Origin of the sequence: Citrobacter sp. A316, from assembly GCF_002042945.1 — a bacterium.
In the GTDB taxonomy this organism is placed as follows: Bacteria; Pseudomonadota; Gammaproteobacteria; order Enterobacterales; family Enterobacteriaceae; genus Citrobacter; species Citrobacter portucalensis.
In genome coordinates, this window is record NZ_MVFZ01000024.1 from 30,714 (window position 1) to 49,258 (window position 18,545).

The window sequence follows — 18,545 nt, forward strand, 5'->3', positions numbered from 1 at the left end:
CTTATGAAAATTCAGATTCTTTTTCTGGGAGCATTCCTGCTCCCTTATTTTGCGCATGCGCAAATCAGTGCAACACCAGATCCGTCAAAAATGACTCAGAGTAAAGACGCTGCCGGTTCAATTTCATCAACAGTCAAAGGACAGACCGGTACGGCATCAAGGCTTAATGAATCTCAGATACGCCCAGTTTCAGGCGATAACATAATGAAGACTTATGACGGTCAGACTTCCTTTAATGGAAAAGCTGTCTGCAAAGGAACTTCTGAGTTTATGCGCATGCTCGTACAACCGGCGGCGAATGGGAATCTGAAACTCCTGAATATTATGCAGGATACAGATATGAACGGAAGCCTCGATATTACTACCTCTCCAGGTTGGGAGGTTTCCGTTGTTTGTAGTAATGGGTTCCAGACCTGCACCGACGCTAATAATGCAGCCACTTGCTCATCATGGGCGTGGGTTGCAGATGCTACAACTTACCAGCTTGGCAGAAAAAGTGTCGCTATGAGCGATTTAGGGGGGTGTTACTGCATCAATAATAGCTGTGGTAACAACCTTGCCTGGAACAACCTCAGTCAAATTCTGAATGACCTGGGCGGCGGTGCATCACAAGCCCTTTCCAGAGCGAACCCGTGGTTTACGTTAAGCCAAATAAAAATTGATGGAGTGTCTGCATCATTTGTGGGTGGGGAAACAGCTTCATGTTCAATCGGTGACTCTGAAGGTTTTTTTGGTACGGCTGATGGACAAAAAATCCTGACTTATCAGGATAACTACAACGCCATGAAAAACGACGCAAATGAAACCGCAAAAACAAGCGATGCTTATCGCATGATCAACAGTGGAAGTCTTAATCCAAACGAAAAATCAGATATCTACAACTGTGATATCACTCGAAATGTAAATCTCGATGAGCCGAAACTGGATGAGATTATTGCTTTCGACGGAGGGGCCGGTTCAGTACAGCAATGCGGAACTGACTGCCTGCAACTAATACTTGGTCGTCTGGGAGATAACTACTGGAAAGGGTCGTGTTCCTACTACGAAGTTGATTCTAGTTTCTTCATTAAGGATCACACCCGTATAGCCAGTGCCACTCTTAACAATGCCGTTTTCGATGACTGGATGCAGCTTTGGGCTGGCGAAAAAGTTGTCTGGTCTGGGCCTTATGGCAACTGGAACGATGCAGGCCCGGTTCCGGGAGCGTGTGAGCTAGGAAAATCCTGGAATATGACTCCGAATCTGGATTTTAAGCAATATCTCAACAAAAACGGTCAGGTCAAATTCAAGATCAGAGTTGAAGTTTCCGGTGAGGGTGAAGGTTATGCGCTCGTTCGACTGAAAGCCGATTTATCCTGCCGCGAGGGTAGCGAGTACGTTACCAATACCTGTACTGCTTATGAAAATGACCAGAATTGTCAGTTAGCTGAGGAAACAGTTGATGGTGTAAAAACCTTCATTAGCAGTATTAATACGGGCCTCATACCTCTTCCACAAACAAAAGTATTACAAGGTAGTTTTTGTACTGTACCTGTAAAACGTGACTGGTTTAATAAAAAAAGGGCTTACAGATGTAATCGTAAGGTTGATTTTAATTTTGACAATATTTTAGAAAGAAAAGCTTACGTAGATAAAACCGTCACTCCGGCAGATTATAAAGACAAAATGTTCTCAAACGGGCAGGTTACATATGGTTCAGGAGAATTATTTTGGCCTGATATGCCTACCGTGGGGCCGTGTATCAACATGTGTAAAACTCGTAAAGCCAAAACAACTCCTGATATGTCAATAAGCGGTCAGGTAGACAAAAACAATAATGCAGGAGTCGTTAAATACGACAACTTCTATTACGAATGTGACACCGGTAATACCTGTCCTGCCGGGCCAGGCGAGGAAATAGTTAAAGCCTGTCAGTGTCTAAATGAATTTGCGGAAGCCTCAGCAATTATGCAGGTTATGCGTCAGGCTGGTCAGGATATGATTTGTACTTCTGGCACACAAAAAAAACCAGATCAGAAATAAAGGAATACCATTATGTTTAGACGTTTAATTTCCTGCTTAATAATTTTCTGTTACGTGGTTACATTCTTAACCGTTCGCCCTGCTGTTGCGGTAGATACAACTCCAGCCCAGAACTACGGCTGCGGTATAGATAAGAACGGTGACGGGAGTTTTGACTCTGAAGGGGAGTACGCTGCATGTAATTATGTTTCTGAAACTAACTCTCAGCCAGCAAATCATTCATGCCCATCTGGATATATTCCTGCTGGCAACGGTCAATGTTCAAAAACTTCAACGACAAATGTAGAATACGCTTGCCCTCATGATTATTATCTTCAAACCGGTCAGTGCGTAAAAACTGTTGTTATCCCTGCTTCTCAAAATACTGAGATGTCATGTACCCAGTCATCACATAGATATGTAGTATATATTTTCTCACATAGAACAAAAGCCGGTTTTTGGTGCGGAAATACTGAAGCCCTAGTGAACAGTCTTATTTACGATTCACGATGCGGCCTCTATGGTGGACACTACGATTATTGTGAGCCTGCATTAAACAGAGCAATTGCGAATGGAACCGTAATTCCTTTGGCAGATTATTTCTGTCCAGAAGGTTATACTCTTGATGGCACTACATGCACTAAAATGGAAGGAATTCAAGTAACAACTTATTGCCCGGCAGATTATATTCAGCAGGGCAATAAATGCATAATGACAGCTTATACAGTTGAAATCGTTTCATGCCCTTCAAACTGGACACTTTCGAATGGCATCTGCTCTAATACAGTATCCAAACTTACCTGCCCTCTCGGTAATGCTCCCTGTATTGACCTGAATCTGAATAAACCTGTTGATGAGGGTAACATTGACGGTTCGATGCTTGTTGATGACGGGAAGAAAACGGATGAGGGAGTGTGTCTGGATCAGTTGCTGATTTTTAGTGGCCGGGCGCAAGATTGCAAGCTGGCAGGGGTAGATACTGCCTTTAAAAACTGTTGTAAAAGTGAGGGGAAGGTATTCACCGATTCAGTGGGTGCGCTAGGTAGCATTTCAGAGATAACGAGCACTGTATCGAAGCTATATACCGCATCAAAGGAGGCTTATCTCTATTATGAGGTTGCAATGCAGGCTACCGGTGATGCAGCAGTAGCTTCACAGATGGCCGCTCAGGGTTTCTCTCAATCGATGGCACTAATGTTTAACCCAGCAACCATTGCGATATCCGTAGCGATATATTTTGCGATGGAGTATCTGATGAAGGCATGCGACCAAACATCGATGGAAACTGCGATGGCCGCAGGTAGCGGTTATTGCCATGAGGTTGGGAAATACTGCAAAAAGAAAATTCCACTATTAGGGTGCGTACAAAAAGCAACCAGCTACTGTTGTTTTAACTCAAAACTTGCCCGAATTATTCACGAACAGGGTCGCCCTCAACTTAAAAATTTCGATGGTTGGGGCAAAGCTGGTTCACCTCAATGCCGTGGGTTCACGCCTGACGAATTCCAGGCACTGGACTTCAGCAAAATCGACATGACTGAATACGTTGAGGATATGGTCAAAAAAGCTACTGATGAAATTCAAACTGATGTTAATCAGACCATTAAGGATTTCTACGACAAAACTAATTAATTAAATTAAGAGGCGCGGATTAATCCGCGCCTCATTAGCACCAAAAACAAGGAGTTACAAACAGGAAGCAAAAGCAAACACCTAATCAAAAATTTGATGTGTCATTTAATTAATTCTGGTTTATGATATAAATACATATCATGGAAAAGTGACTCGTCATGTCGAAATTGATACCTCTCATTCTCAGTGCAAGTCTGTCGTTTGGGGCCAGCGCAGCCAGCACAAGTAACACCATAGGCCAGGTCTACGGAATTGCAGAGCCTGATGCACTGGCTGAAATTGAACAGCGAGTCAGAGCTGTGGACTGGTCTAAAGAACTCAATAAGAACCGTGATTCATGGGCAACATTTCAGGGTGTCCCACTACCTGTGTCTAAAAAAACGCAAACCCGTACTCACGTTCCGTTCTATACATCTCTTATTGATGTTCCTGATAAAGATGGAAAAGTGCTATACCCGAAAGGCTATACCTTCAATCCTCTCCAGTTTGTCCATTTGCCACAACGTATTGTAGTAATTAGTCCGGGGCAGGAGGAATGGTTAAAATCAAACGTAAAAAGCACTGATATGGTGCTTTATACACATGGGGATGTGATTAAAAAAAGTGAATCCTTAGATCGCCCTGCTTTCATTCTTGATAAATCCCTGCAACAGCGTCTTGATATAAAAGTAACGCCAACAATTGTGTCGCAGGAAGGAACTCATTTAGTAATAAATGAGTATGAATGGAACCCGGATACTAAGCGTTCTACAGCGATGCTTCGCTCCCTTTCAGCAGATATGTTGAGCGCAACCTCAGATCTTCTCTCTACAGCGTTAGGCGCAATAATTCCTGCGGCCCACGCTGAATGCAAATCCACATTTATAAATCCGGTTACTGATATTGGCTGGTCATGTATATTCCCAATGCGTATCGCCGGTGTGCAAATCGTGGGTGGGGAAGAAACCCCAGGCAAAGTCAACTCTCCAGTTTGCGTATGTACGGGTGGTACGATCCCTAAGATCGGCCTCCGTACTTCTTTTTGGGAGCCTAAAAGAATAATCGATACCGTATCAGATCCATATTGCATGATGCCTCTCGGCACGACACTTAACTCACCTAAACCAGGGACATTAAGTGGCGGGTTAGATGAAAACGGTTCATCTAAAAGAGCATTTCAGCAAACTCATTACTATATTTTCCCAGCCTGGAAAATTCTCGATATGTTTTACGACATTCCCTGCCTCGATGATGAGGGTTTTGACGTAGCAATGATGACTGAAATTTTGCCTCAGTGGAATAACGATATCCTTAGTCTCATCATCAACCCTGAAGCACTGCTTTTTGCAAATCCTATTTCCACAATTACCTGCTCTGCTGATTCAGTAGCAGCATCATTTGGTATGCCCTTAAACGTTCTTTTCTGGTGCATGGGGTCATGGGGAAATGCCTATCCACTTTCGGGTTCCATTACATCAACTGATTACGTAGAAGCAAATGCCGGTATTGCGGCCAGAACGATTTACATGATGGGACGCCTCGGCCTGCTCTGGAACACATCAGCCGATGGTTGTTACCGCGAACTGGCCCCTATTTGGCGTAAGGATCGCTTCAAGCTACAGATGATGCGACCAGCGCGAAGCACTGCATGTCTCCCCATAGGTCGAGAAGGTCTTTTATGGACAGGTGGTAAACACGATCCACGAAAAGATAATTTCATGTGGATGATGTTTGAGAAAAAAGACTGCTGCGTAAGCTATTCAGGCTCCCCACTTTAAAATTGATTTTGCGCATGCGCAAATTTGTAAGAAGGATGAGGTATGAGATTTCTAATAATTAACAAGCATATTACTGGCACATTTCTGTTTACCCTGATTATGCTTATTTACGGTGGGGACATTTCCGCAGCCATCATTGAACATGCACCTCTCATACAATGGTTAACCACAAATAATGTCAATAACAGCTATCTTGGCGTTGATTTCTCCTTGCTGCCAACCGTTATGGTTATCACTGTGGTATTCCTCCTGAGTTCTGCTATTTACTACGTTATTACGATGGTTAATGACGTGTGGGAATACTTTTCTACGCCGCCTGCTTCATTAGAAGAAAAAAAACTTCATGATTCAGTCGAAATGAATTGCACAACTATAAATGAATCAGAGAAGACTGAACCAACTCTGGGTAATCTTAACCAAGAAGAAAGTGATGCTAAGAAGGAAATTAAACAATGATACAAAGCTTCATTATACTTCTCACGGCAATCATCACTTTTGACGCATATGCCGTAGAAAAATCACCGCAAGAAACTTCCGTAGTTAACACTGTTACTACAGATGCCGCTCAGATAGAAATTATAAAAGAAATTCAACGTCTACATATCATCCTTCTTGGAACATTGATCATTGAATCTAAATCTGTAGTCGCAGTGAATAATGTCAACGGAGAACAAGTCACAACTCATGTTAAAGATACAATTTGGAATGTTGTTAATCAAATAAGTCAAGATATAACTAATCCCATACAGCCTATTCAGCCGTCTGAAGATTTTTCAGCATATCAGAAGGATAAATCTCAATGAAAAATTGCCGAATAATCCTTCTCGCGGTGATTGCTTCCTTTGGTGTTTATGCAACTGGAAACCATAACTTATCTATTGATATTTCCCCTGAAATGATGGCTGCTGCCAACACTGCCCTTCAGGAAGGTAATAGCAGTAAGCAACAGGAAGCGGCAAAACAGTTTGCTGCTTCTATTGCTGAATTTTCTAACAGCGAAGCATTCCGAGAGAAACAAAAATCGGTGAAAGGCCAGGTGCTGAGAGCCAGCGGATTAACTCCAGACGCTACTGAAGATCAGGGGCCAAAGCTGGCCGGAAATCAGTTGGTGATGTTTGTCTCCAGTTCCATGCCGCTAACTACTCTGCGTAATTACGCCAGGGATTTATCAAAAGTCGGCGGTGTAATGGTTATGCGCGGTACTGTTGGAGGGATCAGTAAAATGGGAGAAACCATTAATCTGACTCGCAACATACTGAATGCTAACCCCTCATGCGAAGGTGCAAACTGCAAAATGTGGGGAACGGAAATGCTGATTGACCCTGTGTTATTTCGTCTTTATGGCATCAGTAAAGTACCTGCGTTGATATATCAACCTGATATGCATATCCAGAGCTATTGCGACGGGCTGGAAAAGGTCAATAAAACATCCACTGTCGTCTACGGTGATGCTTCTGTTCATCGCTTACTCGAACGAATGCACCTCATTACCCCAGACCAGAACCTCAAAAACCTGATTGAACGGTTGGAAAAAGCATGATGGGGATAGCTAACAGAACGCGTAAGCCCATGTGTGCAGATACGAGAAAGCTAATCAATACAAGCACGATTGCCCTGTGTCTCGCACTGGCATATAGCCTGTTTAACCACATTCTGATCCCAGCTACCCATAGCGTCTACCCCAGAGTTTTATACCGCTCGGGTGAAGCGGCCACGACCCAAAACGAATACGTGAAATTTTTTAGACGGGATAGCTATCTTCCAGAAGGTGAAGCCTGGCTTGTTAAACGGTTAGGCTGCGTTGCAGGTCAGTATCTTCTGCGAAACGGTAATCAATTTTTTTGCGATGGCCATCAAATAGCTCAAGCAATGCAACGGGATACAAACGGCAATATTCTGCCTCATTTTTCTTACTCCGGCGTGGTTCCTGAAGGATTGGCCTTTGCTGTAGGCGATACAGCCAACAGCTATGACAGCAGATATTGGGGTTTCATCTCCATGTCCGACACCGAAAAACTCATTCCACTTATCTGATCGTTTTGCGCATGCGCAAAAAAGATAAAAGGAGGACTATATGTGCAAAACACGTTTTACCCTATTACTGATATTTTTTGCATTCAATACAGCAGCCAGCATAAACACTGAAGGTGTATCAAAAAACCCTAAGCACGGTTTGTTCTGGTATGAAACGCCAAAAAAAGAAGATGAAATTAAAGCTGAAGCTAAATATCCGCGCCCTGTTGTGCCATCTGCTGATGAATTATTCAAAATGCACCCTAAAGACGTTCAGGAACTACTGGATAAAACACGCGAATACGCCGTGTACAAATTATCTCCTGATGCCGTCATGGATTATTACAAAGTGCAGGATGCCACACGCCGTAAAGCCGCAGCTTTCACTAATCTGACTGGTTATGTGATGATGGAAAATCCGGCGCTTAACGCCGCTCAGGATTACCCCATTACAAATCCAGGTAATGCGGAAAAACAACGTGAACGCCAGGAATCAAAAACAAAGAACTTACAAAAAAATCGTAACGAATACGCCCTACTTTTTTTTACCTCACCGGACTGCGGATTTTGCGTACAACAATCACGGATTCTGGAAAATTTTCAACGTGAGAGTAGCTGGTATATCAAAGAAGTTGATGTTACTCGTGAACCTGCTGCGAAGAAAAAATTTAATGTTGATCGCACACCTGTAACAATTCTGATTAAGCGCAATGATCCAAGCGATAAATGGATGCCTGTGTCGGTTGGCGTTGATTCTCTGGATAACCTACGTACCAGTATCTACAACATGACGCGTGTATTAAATGGCGAGCTAGATCCACGCCAGTTTTTCACTAATGAAAAGCAACAAGGCGGTTTCTTTGACCCACTCAAAGGAACATCAAAATGAAAATATTTGCCTATATTTTTATACTACTCAGTCTGGCAATGCAGGTATCCGCGAATCAATCTACAGATGTACAGCTTGATCCGAAGTTAATAAGCCAGTATCTGCTCAAAAACAAGCACGATTTTGCGCTTTTATTCTTTGTACAGCCCGGTTGCGTATATTGTCAGCATCAACTTCCTGTCATAGGTGAGTTTCAGAATCAATCAGGCTGGTATGTAAAAACTATCGATATTATTCAGAACCCAGAAGTACGTTCAAAATTTAACGTCAGCGCTACCCCCGTCATTATTATGATTAAACGTAATGGCAGCGCTAATAACTGGCAGACAGTATCTATCGGATACTCCCCCCTTGCCATGCTACGTACTGATATTTTCAAACTTACCCAGATTATGAACGGGTCAGCCACCACTGGGAAATATAACGTCCGTACACAACAAAATGCTATTACGAAAATCACCGAATAGGTAATTATGATGAAAAAATTTAAGCGTATAAGCCTTTTTCTTCTTGCTGTACTTTCACCTCTCGGTGCAGAAGCCGGAAACTGGGCCGATAAATGGTTTGATAATGCCGTCTACGACTCCCCGAGTAGCTTCGATAGCCAGAAGCGTGGTTATTACACAATGGGAGGGTTTACGGCCAGAACCACAACCAGTACAGATTATCCTATTACCATTTCTCCCCCCCGCCTTTCTGTAGGCTGTGGCGGTATTGATGGATTTCTTGGCGGGTTCTCCTTTCTTGACCCGGACTTCCTCGTAGAGAAGGCTCAGAGAGCTATGCAGGCCGCACCTTATGTAGCTTTTGATATGGCTTTGAAAACCATGTGTAAGGAGTGTGCGGATACATTAGGTAAGATTGAACAAATCACCAACTTTCTGAACGGGATACAGCTTAACGAATGTGCAATGGCAAAACCAATTGCAACTGCAATGGTTGAGCGTGACCCTGCGGCACTTCAGGGGTTGTGGACTGAGATTACCGGTACAAAAAATCTCGATGAAGCTACAGACCGTATGTGGAGTGACACTACATCCAAAATTAAAGCTTCCGACGAGAAACCTATCAGTGACCTCAAAACAATGATTGCAGGTTGCCCTTCTGACTTCCGTGACTTAATGCAACATGGTTCAGTAGTGCAACGCGCCGCTGCCAAAGTAGGTATGTCAGATTTCGCTGATACGATACGCGGGTATATGGGGGACGTGTGGATTGAAGCCAAAACCAATGACAAGATCCCGGTCGCCAAAAGCGTTACCAGTTGTCCTCAAAATAAGAAATACTCTCTGGATGATATGCTCAATGGTCGTTCTTTTATCAAAACCATTGATAACCAATGTATCCCTTCAGGTTCAAAACCGGTTAGAACGGTTGTTTATCAGAAAATGGAAAGTATTCTGACTCGAATTAAAAATAACCAGCCACTGAACAGTGAAAACCAGGCATTTATTAATCAGACCAATATTCCTGTTTACGCCATATTAAAGCAATCTGTTGTTTCAGGACAGGATCAAGTCATGCTGAATGTACTCAGTGAGTTTGTTGGCCTGCACTATACGTATTATATTTTTACCGACCTGTACCGGAATACAGAAAACACCTTCAGCAAAGTTAACGAAATGGTATCAACTCCATTAAGCGACCCGTCAGCCGGTTCTAAACCCTGTCGAATGGATTTATTCAAACCTGCCATTGCCAAATTTGACGATTTAATAGCTCAGTCGCGTGATGCTGGAGTAAAAGTGGAAGCAGAGTATAACAGTAAATTGCAGTCATACATGTTGAACCAGAATTTCATTAAATCTGTAGAAAATGAAGATAAGCAGATGCAAGAAGTACGTGCTGCGGGGAGCTTACGCTGATGAAAAGCAAAACCTTTATACTGCTGGCGCTATTGTGCGCCAGCCCGTCAGCATTTGCTTTGGATGGTGAATACGTAATCATGGGCGGGTTTTCGACCATAGTAAATGCGTTCCTCCGGCTCAAATTGATGTTTAATGACAACGAATACAAAACCATGCTGGCCGCTTTTGTCACAATGGGGATGATCTCGGCTCTCTTGTTAAAATCTGTGAAAGGAGGCTATGAACTTCTGGAAACAGGAAAGGGACAGATGGGCATAGGGTGGCTCTATTTAACAGTTATTGGAACCCTGTTCTATTTTGGCCTGGTTGCGAATAAAGGAACTATTCATATTTACGATCAGAGTCGTAATCAGTATCAGGCAGTAAGTGGTATTCCTGATTTTCTGATCGCCACGGCCTCCACAACGAATGCGGTTTACCAGGGCTTTGTAGATATGGCAAACCGCAATACGGCAACAACAACACGTTTCACCGGGGAAGGTACACCGATAAAGATGTTACTCGGCGTACTCAATCGCAGTGGTGCTCAGTTTGATTCATACTTAACGGATAACATCAGGACGATGTGGAATCAGTGCTCACCGGTCGCAGAAACCCGTGGGTTTGATGCCCGTACATTAAAATCTGGTTCATCAGTGCTTGACGTTGTAACTGCTCTGGCTCCGTTACGTAACCAGGCTGTTTTTACACAATGGTATAGCCCGTCTAACCCATCCGGGATAACCATAACCTGTGACCAGGCATACTTGACTCTGAAAAGTGATCTGGGTAATCCCGCTGCTTACAATGCCCGTCTTCGAGATATATGTACGAAGAACGGCTACAGCGTTACAGACGCAGCTCAGTTCGCAGACTGTAAAGGACGGATGGAAGAAGGTTTCCAGACAATTTTCTCTGCGAACGGCCTTTCATTAAATACGGTCATGAGTAACGTTGTGGTGTCGCAGGCGATCGCTGATGCCATGCTACAAAATAACCCGGAAGTCGCTGCAAGCTTGATGGCAAACCGCGCCATGATTAATGGGGGTATGGCTGATGCCACCACGAATCCAGAATGGTTGAGTTTTATTATGTCCGGGGTGATTGCCATTATTCTATCCATTACCCCCCTTCTGCTTTTACTTGTATTCACCCCCATAATTGGTAAGGCATTGATATTACTGTTTGGCCTTTGGATCTTCATTACAACCTGGCAAATTGCCGATACTCTTCTCTTGCAGGCCGGGACGGATGAAATTCTCACGGCCATGAACGATATCCGCTCGATGGGGTTAGGCATTGATGCAGTACAAATGGGGCCATCCTCAACTATGAAAGCGATGGCAGTCATGGCTTCCGCAAGGGAAACCGCAGTGCAGATTGCGATGCTTGTAGCCTCATTGTTTGGGGTAAGTGCATATGGGATCGGTGCATTTGGGCAGAAAGCTATGGGTCGATTGGATCGCGTTACAGAAGAAGTCAGCGATAAGGCATTTACCCCGGAAGGTAAAGGCGCACAAATTAATGCCATGCGTCACGGGCATGCTGCTCTGCAAACCGCAGGCGAAATCGGCAGTATCGAACAAATGAGCAACGCCAGCGCATATCGGGATATGTCTGACTCAATGAGTTCAAATCTTCAGATACAGGCACTTGGCGGCGCACCAGGAGTTGCTGCTCAGCGAAATGCTTCAGTTGATGCTGGCCGCTCTACAGGCACAGTAAAAGGTTATGAAGATGGAAATATTGGTGGGGGATATTTACCAGCGGAATCCACGGCCATGACTTCAACTCAGGCAAACGTTGGTGATAGCCGTGGCCGCGCAGATGCAGCAGAAAACTCAGGAATGAACGTAACCGATATGTCTGCGTTGACCACTGGAGTCAACACAACTATGCAAACGGCTGATGCTAAATCAAATCTCCAGCATGGTGGAGGAACACTTTCCGCACTCGGTGAGCAACAACGTGAAGTACACGGTACAGAACGTAGCGCGCAAATCGGTCATGCAGGGGGCGTTCGTGATGCAGCAAACGCTACAGGCAAGTCTGTCACTGAGTTTACCAGGGAAACTACGGCCACAGGGCAAATCAATGAGCATGCCACTGGACAAGGCCAGTTGCAGGCAGCGGGTTCCCTGTCCGGTATGCATTCTCGTGGGATATATACTGCCAGTGCAGAAAGTGATGAACGTCTGGGCCGCACACAGGCACTCCACAACGCTTATGATGAAAATGGTGGAATCACCAGCGGTGTCGCTGAATCCAATACCGAACATCTTAAACAAAATCTGAGTGATATGCGCGAACAGAAAGCTAACGTCAATGAGATCGGAATTGCCACAGGCAAATCTGAAGGTGAATCGCGACAAATCCTCTCAGAATCACGTTCGGCTGAGCAAATGGGTACTCTTGAAGGGAATCACTACAGCCCTGAACAAATGCAGGCAAACAGCGCCTGGTCTAGCGAGAAAGGCGCGAATGTTATACAGGGTGAAAAAACGGCATTCCATGACACCGGAAAATCCATGCCTGAGACAGCACAACGTCGGGGAGAAATTGACACATATACAGGTCTGGCCGAACAAGGCAAGTTTAACACTGTGAGCAATGTGATGGGTGGTGATGCACCTGCGGCTGATGCAATGGCCGGGGCGAATACAAACATGGCAGTAACCAAAAACGAAGCACAAAAACTGGCCGACAATGGCCTGCTTGATCCTGTCCAGGTTAAAGCGATCCCTGATAACTCAGTCGGTACAGTTCACATGGGGCTGCGTCTGGGTGAGGATGGTAAGGCTGTGGCGACATCCAGCGTGGCAACCGGTCAGAGTACGTCCATCGATAACAGTTTCCGTAACGACAGTGGGCAGACTATGGGTACTGAGACAAGTGCACTCCAACAACTCGAAAACACGCGGTCAGTTAATCAGTTGCTGACAGCTAGTGAACATAAGCTATCCGGGTCTTCACCGTTGACCTTTGCGACTGAGGCATCCCGCGCCCTGAATCCGATTTACAACCAGGCACAACAAGCACTGTCAACAAACTCGACCTCGGCCAGTGCTGGTATTTCGACTCCAGCCATCGGCAAGTTGTTCGGTCTTAGCGCAAGTGCTGTAGCCCAAGTGGAGCAGTCAAATGTAAACAGTGGGTCGATTGATCTGAACACGGCATTATTCCAGCATAAACTAGATGGTTATCAGCAGGAGGCCGGGAAATCGGCTGATGAGATGGGTCTTACTGGAGCTAAACGCGAGCAGTACATTACTGATACTGTGGCCCCTCAAGCCGCCACGCTCTTTAAAACGGTTAAAGAGGGTTACACCGAGCTATCGGCTAGCCATGCTGACAGGTCTACAGGCAACGATATGCGAACGCCTGTTCCCCCCCAGGATGATCATCAAGTCACCACACAGCCACGGGAAAATATGTTCTCAGTAAACGGGGCTGGAAGCCCACAAGAATACATGGCAATGCAGCGCCAGCAACATCATCAGACAGCACCTAGAGATAAGCCAGCAGGTCTTGAGGGTACTCAAAACAGCCGTGTAAACAAGGATGATGACTCTGCTTCCTCGGTGCATCCCCCCATAACTCAGGAAAGCTCCCAACAAGGAATACCCGTTGAGGCAGATACTGGGGCTAAGCAAGGAAATATACCGCGTTAAACAACGCCCCCGCACTTGCAAAAATAACACTAATGTGTTACAGATTAAGTGTGGGGGTTTATTTATTGTTGATGAACCGACCAATATATTAAGGATTTGCTATGAAAAAATGGCTTGCGACACTCATTGATGACCTGAAATTTCTAGGCTCTGAAGTGAAAAAGGAATGCACAAATCTTGAGGTGACACCGGCTGCGAATGTGACGGATACCGCGAAACCACATTTGCCGGTCTATATCCCTTTTGATTCGAAATGTGCCGGGACGAATGTAAAATTCTATCGTCATTAATTTGCGCATGCGCAAAATGCAGGGATTAGTCTGCATTTTTTTTGCTTTGCCATGATACAAATTTATATCATAGGATTATCATGTTTAGAGTTTTTAGTTTGTTCATGGGACTGAGTTTACCAGTGGCTGCTTTATCGGTGCAGATGACAGCAGCCGATAATGCAGCATCAAATAAAATTCGTTTTATGCAGGAACAGTCAGGGACAAATCATTCCCGGATGGCGGCCTATGTACAGGCAGATCAGGTATTCAGTCAATGGTGCGGAAGGTCAGCGACTATCACCGATTTGAAACGTATTAGCAAACAGGATGGGTTTATTTCGTTATATTCCGTTCTTTCCGAAGGTAAAGCACAAGGAATGACCCAAACTAAAAACTTGTTAATGAAAGACAATCCAAAATTCTGCAAGGGGGATAAATGAGTGACGATATGATTAATATTATTGGTATAGGTGTTCTGGCCCTTTTGTTCTGGTATATACAGATATACCGACCAAAACAGAAACTAAAAACACCGGGAGAACTTCAGCTTAAACCAGCATTAAGCAGTGATACTCGAACAATGTACAGGGCAATTCATTCAGTGTTTGATAAATCATACATCATCAGTAATAACATCTGTCTTGATGACCTCATACACTCTCCCACGTTGAATGCAAAGCCGTATTTTCATAAAGCATTACGTGAGCAAAAGATAGCATGGTTAATACTGAATGAATCTGGAATACCTGTGCTGGCAGTAGATTATGAAACTACGGGTGATGAGTTAAAACTGAACTTCTTAGCCAATGCTGGAATTCCACTTTGCGTTTTTGCTCCGGGTACCGATATGGAGCAATTAGTGAAAGAACTGACTGATGCGATTAATGAATTGTCACGTACAGCATCAGATATGACAACCCACGAGAATCCTCCCGAAGCTGCCTGAAATGGAAAACCGCTCTCCGGGGCGGTTTACTGGTGTATTCATGTCCCTAATATCCCCACTACAACAATATTCAGAATACTGTCACGCAATTAAGATCTACTCTGTACCCTGGCATTACTCCTTACAAGCTGCAATCCATGAGGCTGCTCTGCTATTAAGCAGACGTATCAACCTCGACTACAGGCATACCTCTCCAGATAAAGTCTACAAGGTATTCAGCGCGTTCGGTAAAGGTTGCTGGATCGTGGGTATCAGTACAGAGTTTGATAACTCTCTCAGTTTACTCTTTGGCGGTGTCACAGCGAGCAATCGAGATATCGAGAGATACCATTGTCCTGATAACGTTGTACTTATTATTGAGCATGAATTAAACAAAATGCCCGTGGGGAACGTCACAGGCATGGAGATGTTCTGAATAAATAGCGTTATGCGTAACGCTATTTATTTTTTCTTGAACACTACGTTATAGATGATGCACATTACCATTACAGCAAGCACCAAGACTGCCTGCCAGAACATAATTGGGTCATTTGCCATGTTTTACCTCTTCCTTCTCTTGTACAGAAAGATCAGTATATACTCTTTTGAGTATGAGGCAGGCAACCATGAGCATGATTGTTAGATTTTGTTGTAAGATGGTAAAGAAAGATTCGAACTAAGCAAACCATCTTTCAATTAGTTAATATAAAATATTATTATACAAGCTTCCAAACGTGAGGTGGGATTTTATCATATAACCTTCCGGTTTTAATCTCTGCATATCGATGGTCAGAAGCAGAATAAAAAACAACAAGTTCCTTAGATGACAAAGAGTTTTCCTTACGCTCAATAATCTTATCGAGTGTTGATATCTCTGACACTCGTCTTAAATTCAACAGCCAATCTTGCTTATTCAATATTGTTCCTTTTCAATAATCATTTGTAATCTGAGGGCCAGCGTAGTTATCGAAACGTGACCACTGACCATTAAACGTTAGTCTGACTGTACCTAAAGGCCCGTTACGTTGTTTCCCGATAATGATTTCAGCAATCCCCTTATCTTCAGAACGTTCGTTATACACCTCATCACGATAGATAAACAGAATGAGATCAGCATCCTGCTCAATCGAACCAGACTCGCGTAAATCAGAATTAAGAGGTCTTTTATCTGCACGTTGCTCCAGTGAACGGTTAAGCTGAGACAATGCTACAACCGGTATGTTTAATTCTTTTGCCAGACTTTTAAGAGCGCGTGAGATTTCCTGGATTTCAAGCGTTCTGTTCCCTCTAAGTTCAGGTACAGTCATTAGCTGAAGATAATCGACCATAATAAGCGCCAGCCCCCCGCTTTCCCGATGAAGCCGTCTGGCGCGGGTACGTACTGACTGCGGTGTTAAACCAGCCTCATCATCGATGAAGATATTATTTTTTTCGATCAGAATCCCGGATGTGCCGCTAATACGTTGCCAGTCATCATCAGTGAGCATAGCTGTACGGATTCTGGTCTGGTCAACACGCCCTAACGAGGCAAACATACGGTTCATTAGCTGCTCTTTAGGCATTTCCAGGCTAAAAATTAATACGGGCTTTTCCTGTGATAACGCCACATTCTCACAAAAATTCATGGCTAAAGTTGTTTTCCCCATTGAGGGGCGAGCGGCCACGATAATAAGATCACCATTCTGCAATCCCGCCGTCTTATGATTCAGGTCGGCGTAACCAGTATCCAGCCCGGTAACACCGTCATGCGGGGTATCATACAGGGTTTGTAGCCTCCCAACCGTACTTTCAAGGACTTCAATAATCGGTTTCGGGCCTGAATTTCGATCATCGCGTGATGCCGAAATATTCATCATGGTACGCTCGGCCAGATCTACAAGCTCGACGGCATTCATGCCTCTTGGTTGAAGCGTTTGCATGGCAATTTCATTTGCAGCGGCCAGAACCTCGCGCTTGATGGCATTCTCTCTGACAATATCAGCATAGGCATGGATATTAGCGGCACTCGGCGTATTTTTCGAAAGTTGAGCCAGATACCCAAACCCTCCGCATTTCTCTTCAAGCCCTTTTCCCTTCAAGACCTCACTTAACGTCAGCAGGTCAATGGGGCTATGCTGCTTAACCAGAGTACGCATTTCGCTAAAAATGATTCTGTGAACACTCAGAAAAAAATCACTTTCAGAGATAATCTCCGAGACACTATCCCACACATCATTAGCCAGCATTAAACCGCCCAGCACAGCCTGTTCAGCTTCGTTTGAGTGAGGTACAGGAAGCCCCTGCTCTTTCTGGTCAATTGGGTTATTCATAGTGTTCCATTCGCCTAAACATCAACACACTAAAGATAACAGATAAGTGTTACAAATCCAAATAACTATTGGAAGTTTGATTACTATAACCCGGTGTGTTTTTGAGAATTCTTATCAGAAACACACCGGGTTGGACAAGCGTAGCGCGTCAGGGATGTCGTAAATCTGACACCACAAAACAATAGTAGACACTTTATAAAAACGATGTTCATGAGCATTGAATAATTTACTTTATGCATACTCATTTACCATGAGTTATATTTTCCATCTGATTTAAGTTCTTTTTTAGACTTAAAAGACTAACCGGGCTACCACTATGCAGGTTTAATAGATAATTATCTTTTAGCCGATTGTTTATGATGAGATATCTCAAATGTACATTTTTAATGAGAATCTTATCTTCGTGCTTTTTGAAACTTCGGTGAAAACCCCACATCCCTATGACAAACATCAGAATAGCTAGATAGGTATCCCATGTCTGATAGCGGTATGGTAGAAAAATCACAGCACAGAAGCTATAGAAGATAAAACTACCAATAAAAAAATAAGCAGGATACTTCTGACTAGGTTGATATAGTTCGATGACTACCTTTAAACGCCGTTTCGCATCATTGATGCAATTGCTTTGCTGTTTTCCTTGTTCAATTAACTTTTCCATTTTAGTCCTTAATAAATATTTGAGGAAAAATTAAACACAACCTAATTTTTTATGATTGCGGCCAGCTATTTTTCCTTATTCAATTTTTCTGCAAGCACCTTTAATTTACCCGCTTCGATCCTTCCCTTTATAAAATTACAAATTTCGTTAGTGTTTTTTTCTAACCATGTATAAGTCATCCTATTACCGCCTTTAATTTCATCTATTATAATGCTGTACAAATATTCATGCTCACACAGGTAGAATAAATCAAACTCGGTGATATAATCATCAGTCCAAATCTTTTCTTTAAATTTATCAAAAATATATGGGGTTAATAAAGCCATTATTCCGATCAGTGCAACAAATCCACTGACAATAGACGGGATAAACATAATCTTATACATAAGAACAGAAAAAACCAGAATAAACATACAAACAACCATATGACGAAAATCCATACGATACTTGTCTTTAACTCTTATCGTAAAAGCAGCTTCTCCCACGCTGTTACGATACCCTGAAACAACCTTTTCAATCCTTTTCTTTGCATCTGTAATAACGATATTTTCCATTGTCATTCTCCTATGAA

At 43.5% G+C, this 18,545-nt stretch carries 18 protein-coding genes; 14 read left to right on the forward strand and 4 right to left on the reverse strand.

What is annotated here, in order from left to right; translation table 11 throughout:
- Positions 1-3 precede the first annotated feature (3 nt).
- From BZK41_RS23240 to BZK41_RS23305, 14 genes are all read left to right on the forward strand, one after another.
- Positions 4-2,022, forward strand: a complete 2,019-nt coding sequence (locus BZK41_RS23240) for a conjugal transfer protein TraN (RefSeq protein WP_079939729.1) — start codon at positions 4-6, stop codon at positions 2,020-2,022.
- A 12-nt stretch (positions 2,023-2,034) separates the two neighbouring features.
- The gene (gene traN, locus BZK41_RS23245; RefSeq protein WP_079939730.1) at positions 2,035-3,633 is read left to right on the forward strand and encodes a conjugal transfer protein TraN; all 1,599 of its coding nucleotides are present in this window, start codon (positions 2,035-2,037) and stop codon (positions 3,631-3,633) included.
- A gap of 158 nt (positions 3,634-3,791) precedes the next feature.
- A complete protein-coding gene (locus BZK41_RS23250) occupies positions 3,792-5,390 on the forward strand; it encodes a TraU family protein (RefSeq protein WP_044702821.1) in 1,599 nt (532 codons plus the stop codon).
- A gap of 42 nt (positions 5,391-5,432) precedes the next feature.
- Positions 5,433-5,846 carry a hypothetical protein gene (locus tag BZK41_RS23255; protein WP_079939731.1) on the forward strand — a complete coding sequence of 138 codons (414 nt, stop codon included), beginning with the start codon at positions 5,433-5,435 and terminating at the stop codon, positions 5,844-5,846.
- Entirely contained in the window at positions 5,843-6,193 is a 351-nt protein-coding gene (locus BZK41_RS23260; RefSeq protein ID WP_044702822.1) for a hypothetical protein, read from the forward strand. The genes BZK41_RS23255 and BZK41_RS23260 overlap by 4 nt, the downstream gene beginning before the upstream one ends.
- Positions 6,190-6,930 (forward strand): type-F conjugative transfer system pilin assembly protein TrbC, encoded by a 741-nt coding sequence (locus BZK41_RS23265; RefSeq protein WP_079939732.1) that lies wholly within the window; start codon positions 6,190-6,192, stop codon positions 6,928-6,930. The genes BZK41_RS23260 and BZK41_RS23265 overlap by 4 nt, the downstream gene beginning before the upstream one ends.
- Positions 6,927-7,424: a S26 family signal peptidase gene (locus BZK41_RS23270; RefSeq protein WP_079939733.1), complete on the forward strand. Its 498-nt coding sequence runs from the start codon at positions 6,927-6,929 to the stop codon at positions 7,422-7,424. Before BZK41_RS23265 ends, BZK41_RS23270 begins: the two co-directional genes overlap by 4 nt.
- A 40-nt stretch (positions 7,425-7,464) precedes the next feature.
- Positions 7,465-8,292 (forward strand): conjugal transfer protein TraF, encoded by an 828-nt coding sequence (locus BZK41_RS23275; RefSeq protein WP_049001233.1) that lies wholly within the window; start codon positions 7,465-7,467, stop codon positions 8,290-8,292.
- Positions 8,289-8,759, forward strand: a complete 471-nt coding sequence (gene traF, locus BZK41_RS23280) for a conjugal transfer protein TraF (RefSeq protein ID WP_044702751.1) — start codon at positions 8,289-8,291, stop codon at positions 8,757-8,759. The genes BZK41_RS23275 and traF overlap by 4 nt, the downstream gene beginning before the upstream one ends.
- Before the next feature lie 6 nt (positions 8,760-8,765).
- Positions 8,766-10,157, forward strand: coding sequence for a conjugal transfer protein TraH (locus BZK41_RS23285; RefSeq protein ID WP_238788771.1), 1,392 nt, complete (start codon positions 8,766-8,768; stop codon positions 10,155-10,157).
- Entirely contained in the window at positions 10,157-13,810 is a 3,654-nt protein-coding gene (locus BZK41_RS23290; RefSeq protein ID WP_079939734.1) for a conjugal transfer protein TraG N-terminal domain-containing protein, read from the forward strand. Before BZK41_RS23285 ends, BZK41_RS23290 begins: the two co-directional genes overlap by 1 nt.
- A 101-nt stretch (positions 13,811-13,911) precedes the next feature.
- Positions 13,912-14,100: a hypothetical protein gene (locus tag BZK41_RS23295; protein ID WP_049001228.1), complete on the forward strand. Its 189-nt coding sequence runs from the start codon at positions 13,912-13,914 to the stop codon at positions 14,098-14,100.
- Positions 14,101-14,180: 80 nt separating this feature from the next.
- Entirely contained in the window at positions 14,181-14,522 is a 342-nt protein-coding gene (locus BZK41_RS23300) for a hypothetical protein (protein WP_079939735.1), read from the forward strand.
- A complete protein-coding gene (locus tag BZK41_RS23305; RefSeq protein ID WP_079939736.1) occupies positions 14,519-15,028 on the forward strand; it encodes a hypothetical protein in 510 nt (169 codons plus the stop codon). Before BZK41_RS23300 ends, BZK41_RS23305 begins: the two co-directional genes overlap by 4 nt.
- Before the next feature lie 695 nt (positions 15,029-15,723).
- On the opposite strand, the gene BZK41_RS23315 is transcribed toward BZK41_RS23305, so the two are convergent.
- From BZK41_RS23315 to BZK41_RS23330, 4 genes are all read right to left on the reverse strand, one after another.
- The gene (locus tag BZK41_RS23315) at positions 15,724-15,927 is read right to left on the reverse strand and encodes an Hha/YmoA family nucleoid-associated regulatory protein (protein WP_290439993.1); all 204 of its coding nucleotides are present in this window, start codon (positions 15,925-15,927) and stop codon (positions 15,724-15,726) included.
- A gap of 9 nt (positions 15,928-15,936) precedes the next feature.
- Complete coding sequence (gene dnaB / locus BZK41_RS23320; protein WP_079939739.1) at positions 15,937-17,316, reverse strand: replicative DNA helicase; 1,380 nt, start codon at positions 17,314-17,316, stop codon at positions 15,937-15,939.
- A 241-nt stretch (positions 17,317-17,557) separates the two neighbouring features.
- On the reverse strand, positions 17,558-17,974 hold the full coding sequence (locus BZK41_RS23325) for a hypothetical protein (RefSeq protein WP_079939740.1): 417 nt from the start codon (positions 17,972-17,974) through the stop codon (positions 17,558-17,560).
- Positions 17,975-18,039: 65 nt separating this feature from the next.
- Positions 18,040-18,528 carry a hypothetical protein gene (locus BZK41_RS23330; protein WP_079939741.1) on the reverse strand — a complete coding sequence of 163 codons (489 nt, stop codon included), beginning with the start codon at positions 18,526-18,528 and terminating at the stop codon, positions 18,040-18,042.
- Positions 18,529-18,545: the final 17 nt, after the last annotated feature.

Bases quoted from the DNA above. Each gene is read 5' to 3' on its own strand.
- BZK41_RS23270 (WP_079939733.1), top strand. From the start codon at position 6,927: ATGATGGGGATAGCTAACAGAACGCGTAAGCCCATGTGTGCAGATACG.
- BZK41_RS23300 (WP_079939735.1), top strand. From the start codon at position 14,181: ATGTTTAGAGTTTTTAGTTTGTTCATGGGACTGAGTTTACCAGTGGCT.
- BZK41_RS23290 (WP_079939734.1), top strand. From the start codon at position 10,157: ATGAAAAGCAAAACCTTTATACTGCTGGCGCTATTGTGCGCCAGCCCG.
- BZK41_RS23275 (WP_049001233.1), top strand. From the start codon at position 7,465: ATGTGCAAAACACGTTTTACCCTATTACTGATATTTTTTGCATTCAAT.
- BZK41_RS23330 (WP_079939741.1), bottom strand. From the start codon at position 18,528: ATGGAAAATATCGTTATTACAGATGCAAAGAAAAGGATTGAAAAGGTT.
- BZK41_RS23285 (WP_238788771.1), top strand. From the start codon at position 8,766: ATGATGAAAAAATTTAAGCGTATAAGCCTTTTTCTTCTTGCTGTACTT.
- traF (WP_044702751.1), top strand. From the start codon at position 8,289: ATGAAAATATTTGCCTATATTTTTATACTACTCAGTCTGGCAATGCAG.
- dnaB (WP_079939739.1), bottom strand. From the start codon at position 17,316: ATGAATAACCCAATTGACCAGAAAGAGCAGGGGCTTCCTGTACCTCAC.
- BZK41_RS23240 (WP_079939729.1), top strand. From the start codon at position 4: ATGAAAATTCAGATTCTTTTTCTGGGAGCATTCCTGCTCCCTTATTTT.
- traN (WP_079939730.1), top strand. From the start codon at position 2,035: ATGTTTAGACGTTTAATTTCCTGCTTAATAATTTTCTGTTACGTGGTT.
- BZK41_RS23250 (WP_044702821.1), top strand. From the start codon at position 3,792: ATGTCGAAATTGATACCTCTCATTCTCAGTGCAAGTCTGTCGTTTGGG.
- BZK41_RS23305 (WP_079939736.1), top strand. From the start codon at position 14,519: ATGAGTGACGATATGATTAATATTATTGGTATAGGTGTTCTGGCCCTT.
- BZK41_RS23260 (WP_044702822.1), top strand. From the start codon at position 5,843: ATGATACAAAGCTTCATTATACTTCTCACGGCAATCATCACTTTTGAC.
- BZK41_RS23325 (WP_079939740.1), bottom strand. From the start codon at position 17,974: ATGGAAAAGTTAATTGAACAAGGAAAACAGCAAAGCAATTGCATCAAT.
- BZK41_RS23295 (WP_049001228.1), top strand. From the start codon at position 13,912: ATGAAAAAATGGCTTGCGACACTCATTGATGACCTGAAATTTCTAGGC.
- BZK41_RS23255 (WP_079939731.1), top strand. From the start codon at position 5,433: ATGAGATTTCTAATAATTAACAAGCATATTACTGGCACATTTCTGTTT.
- BZK41_RS23265 (WP_079939732.1), top strand. From the start codon at position 6,190: ATGAAAAATTGCCGAATAATCCTTCTCGCGGTGATTGCTTCCTTTGGT.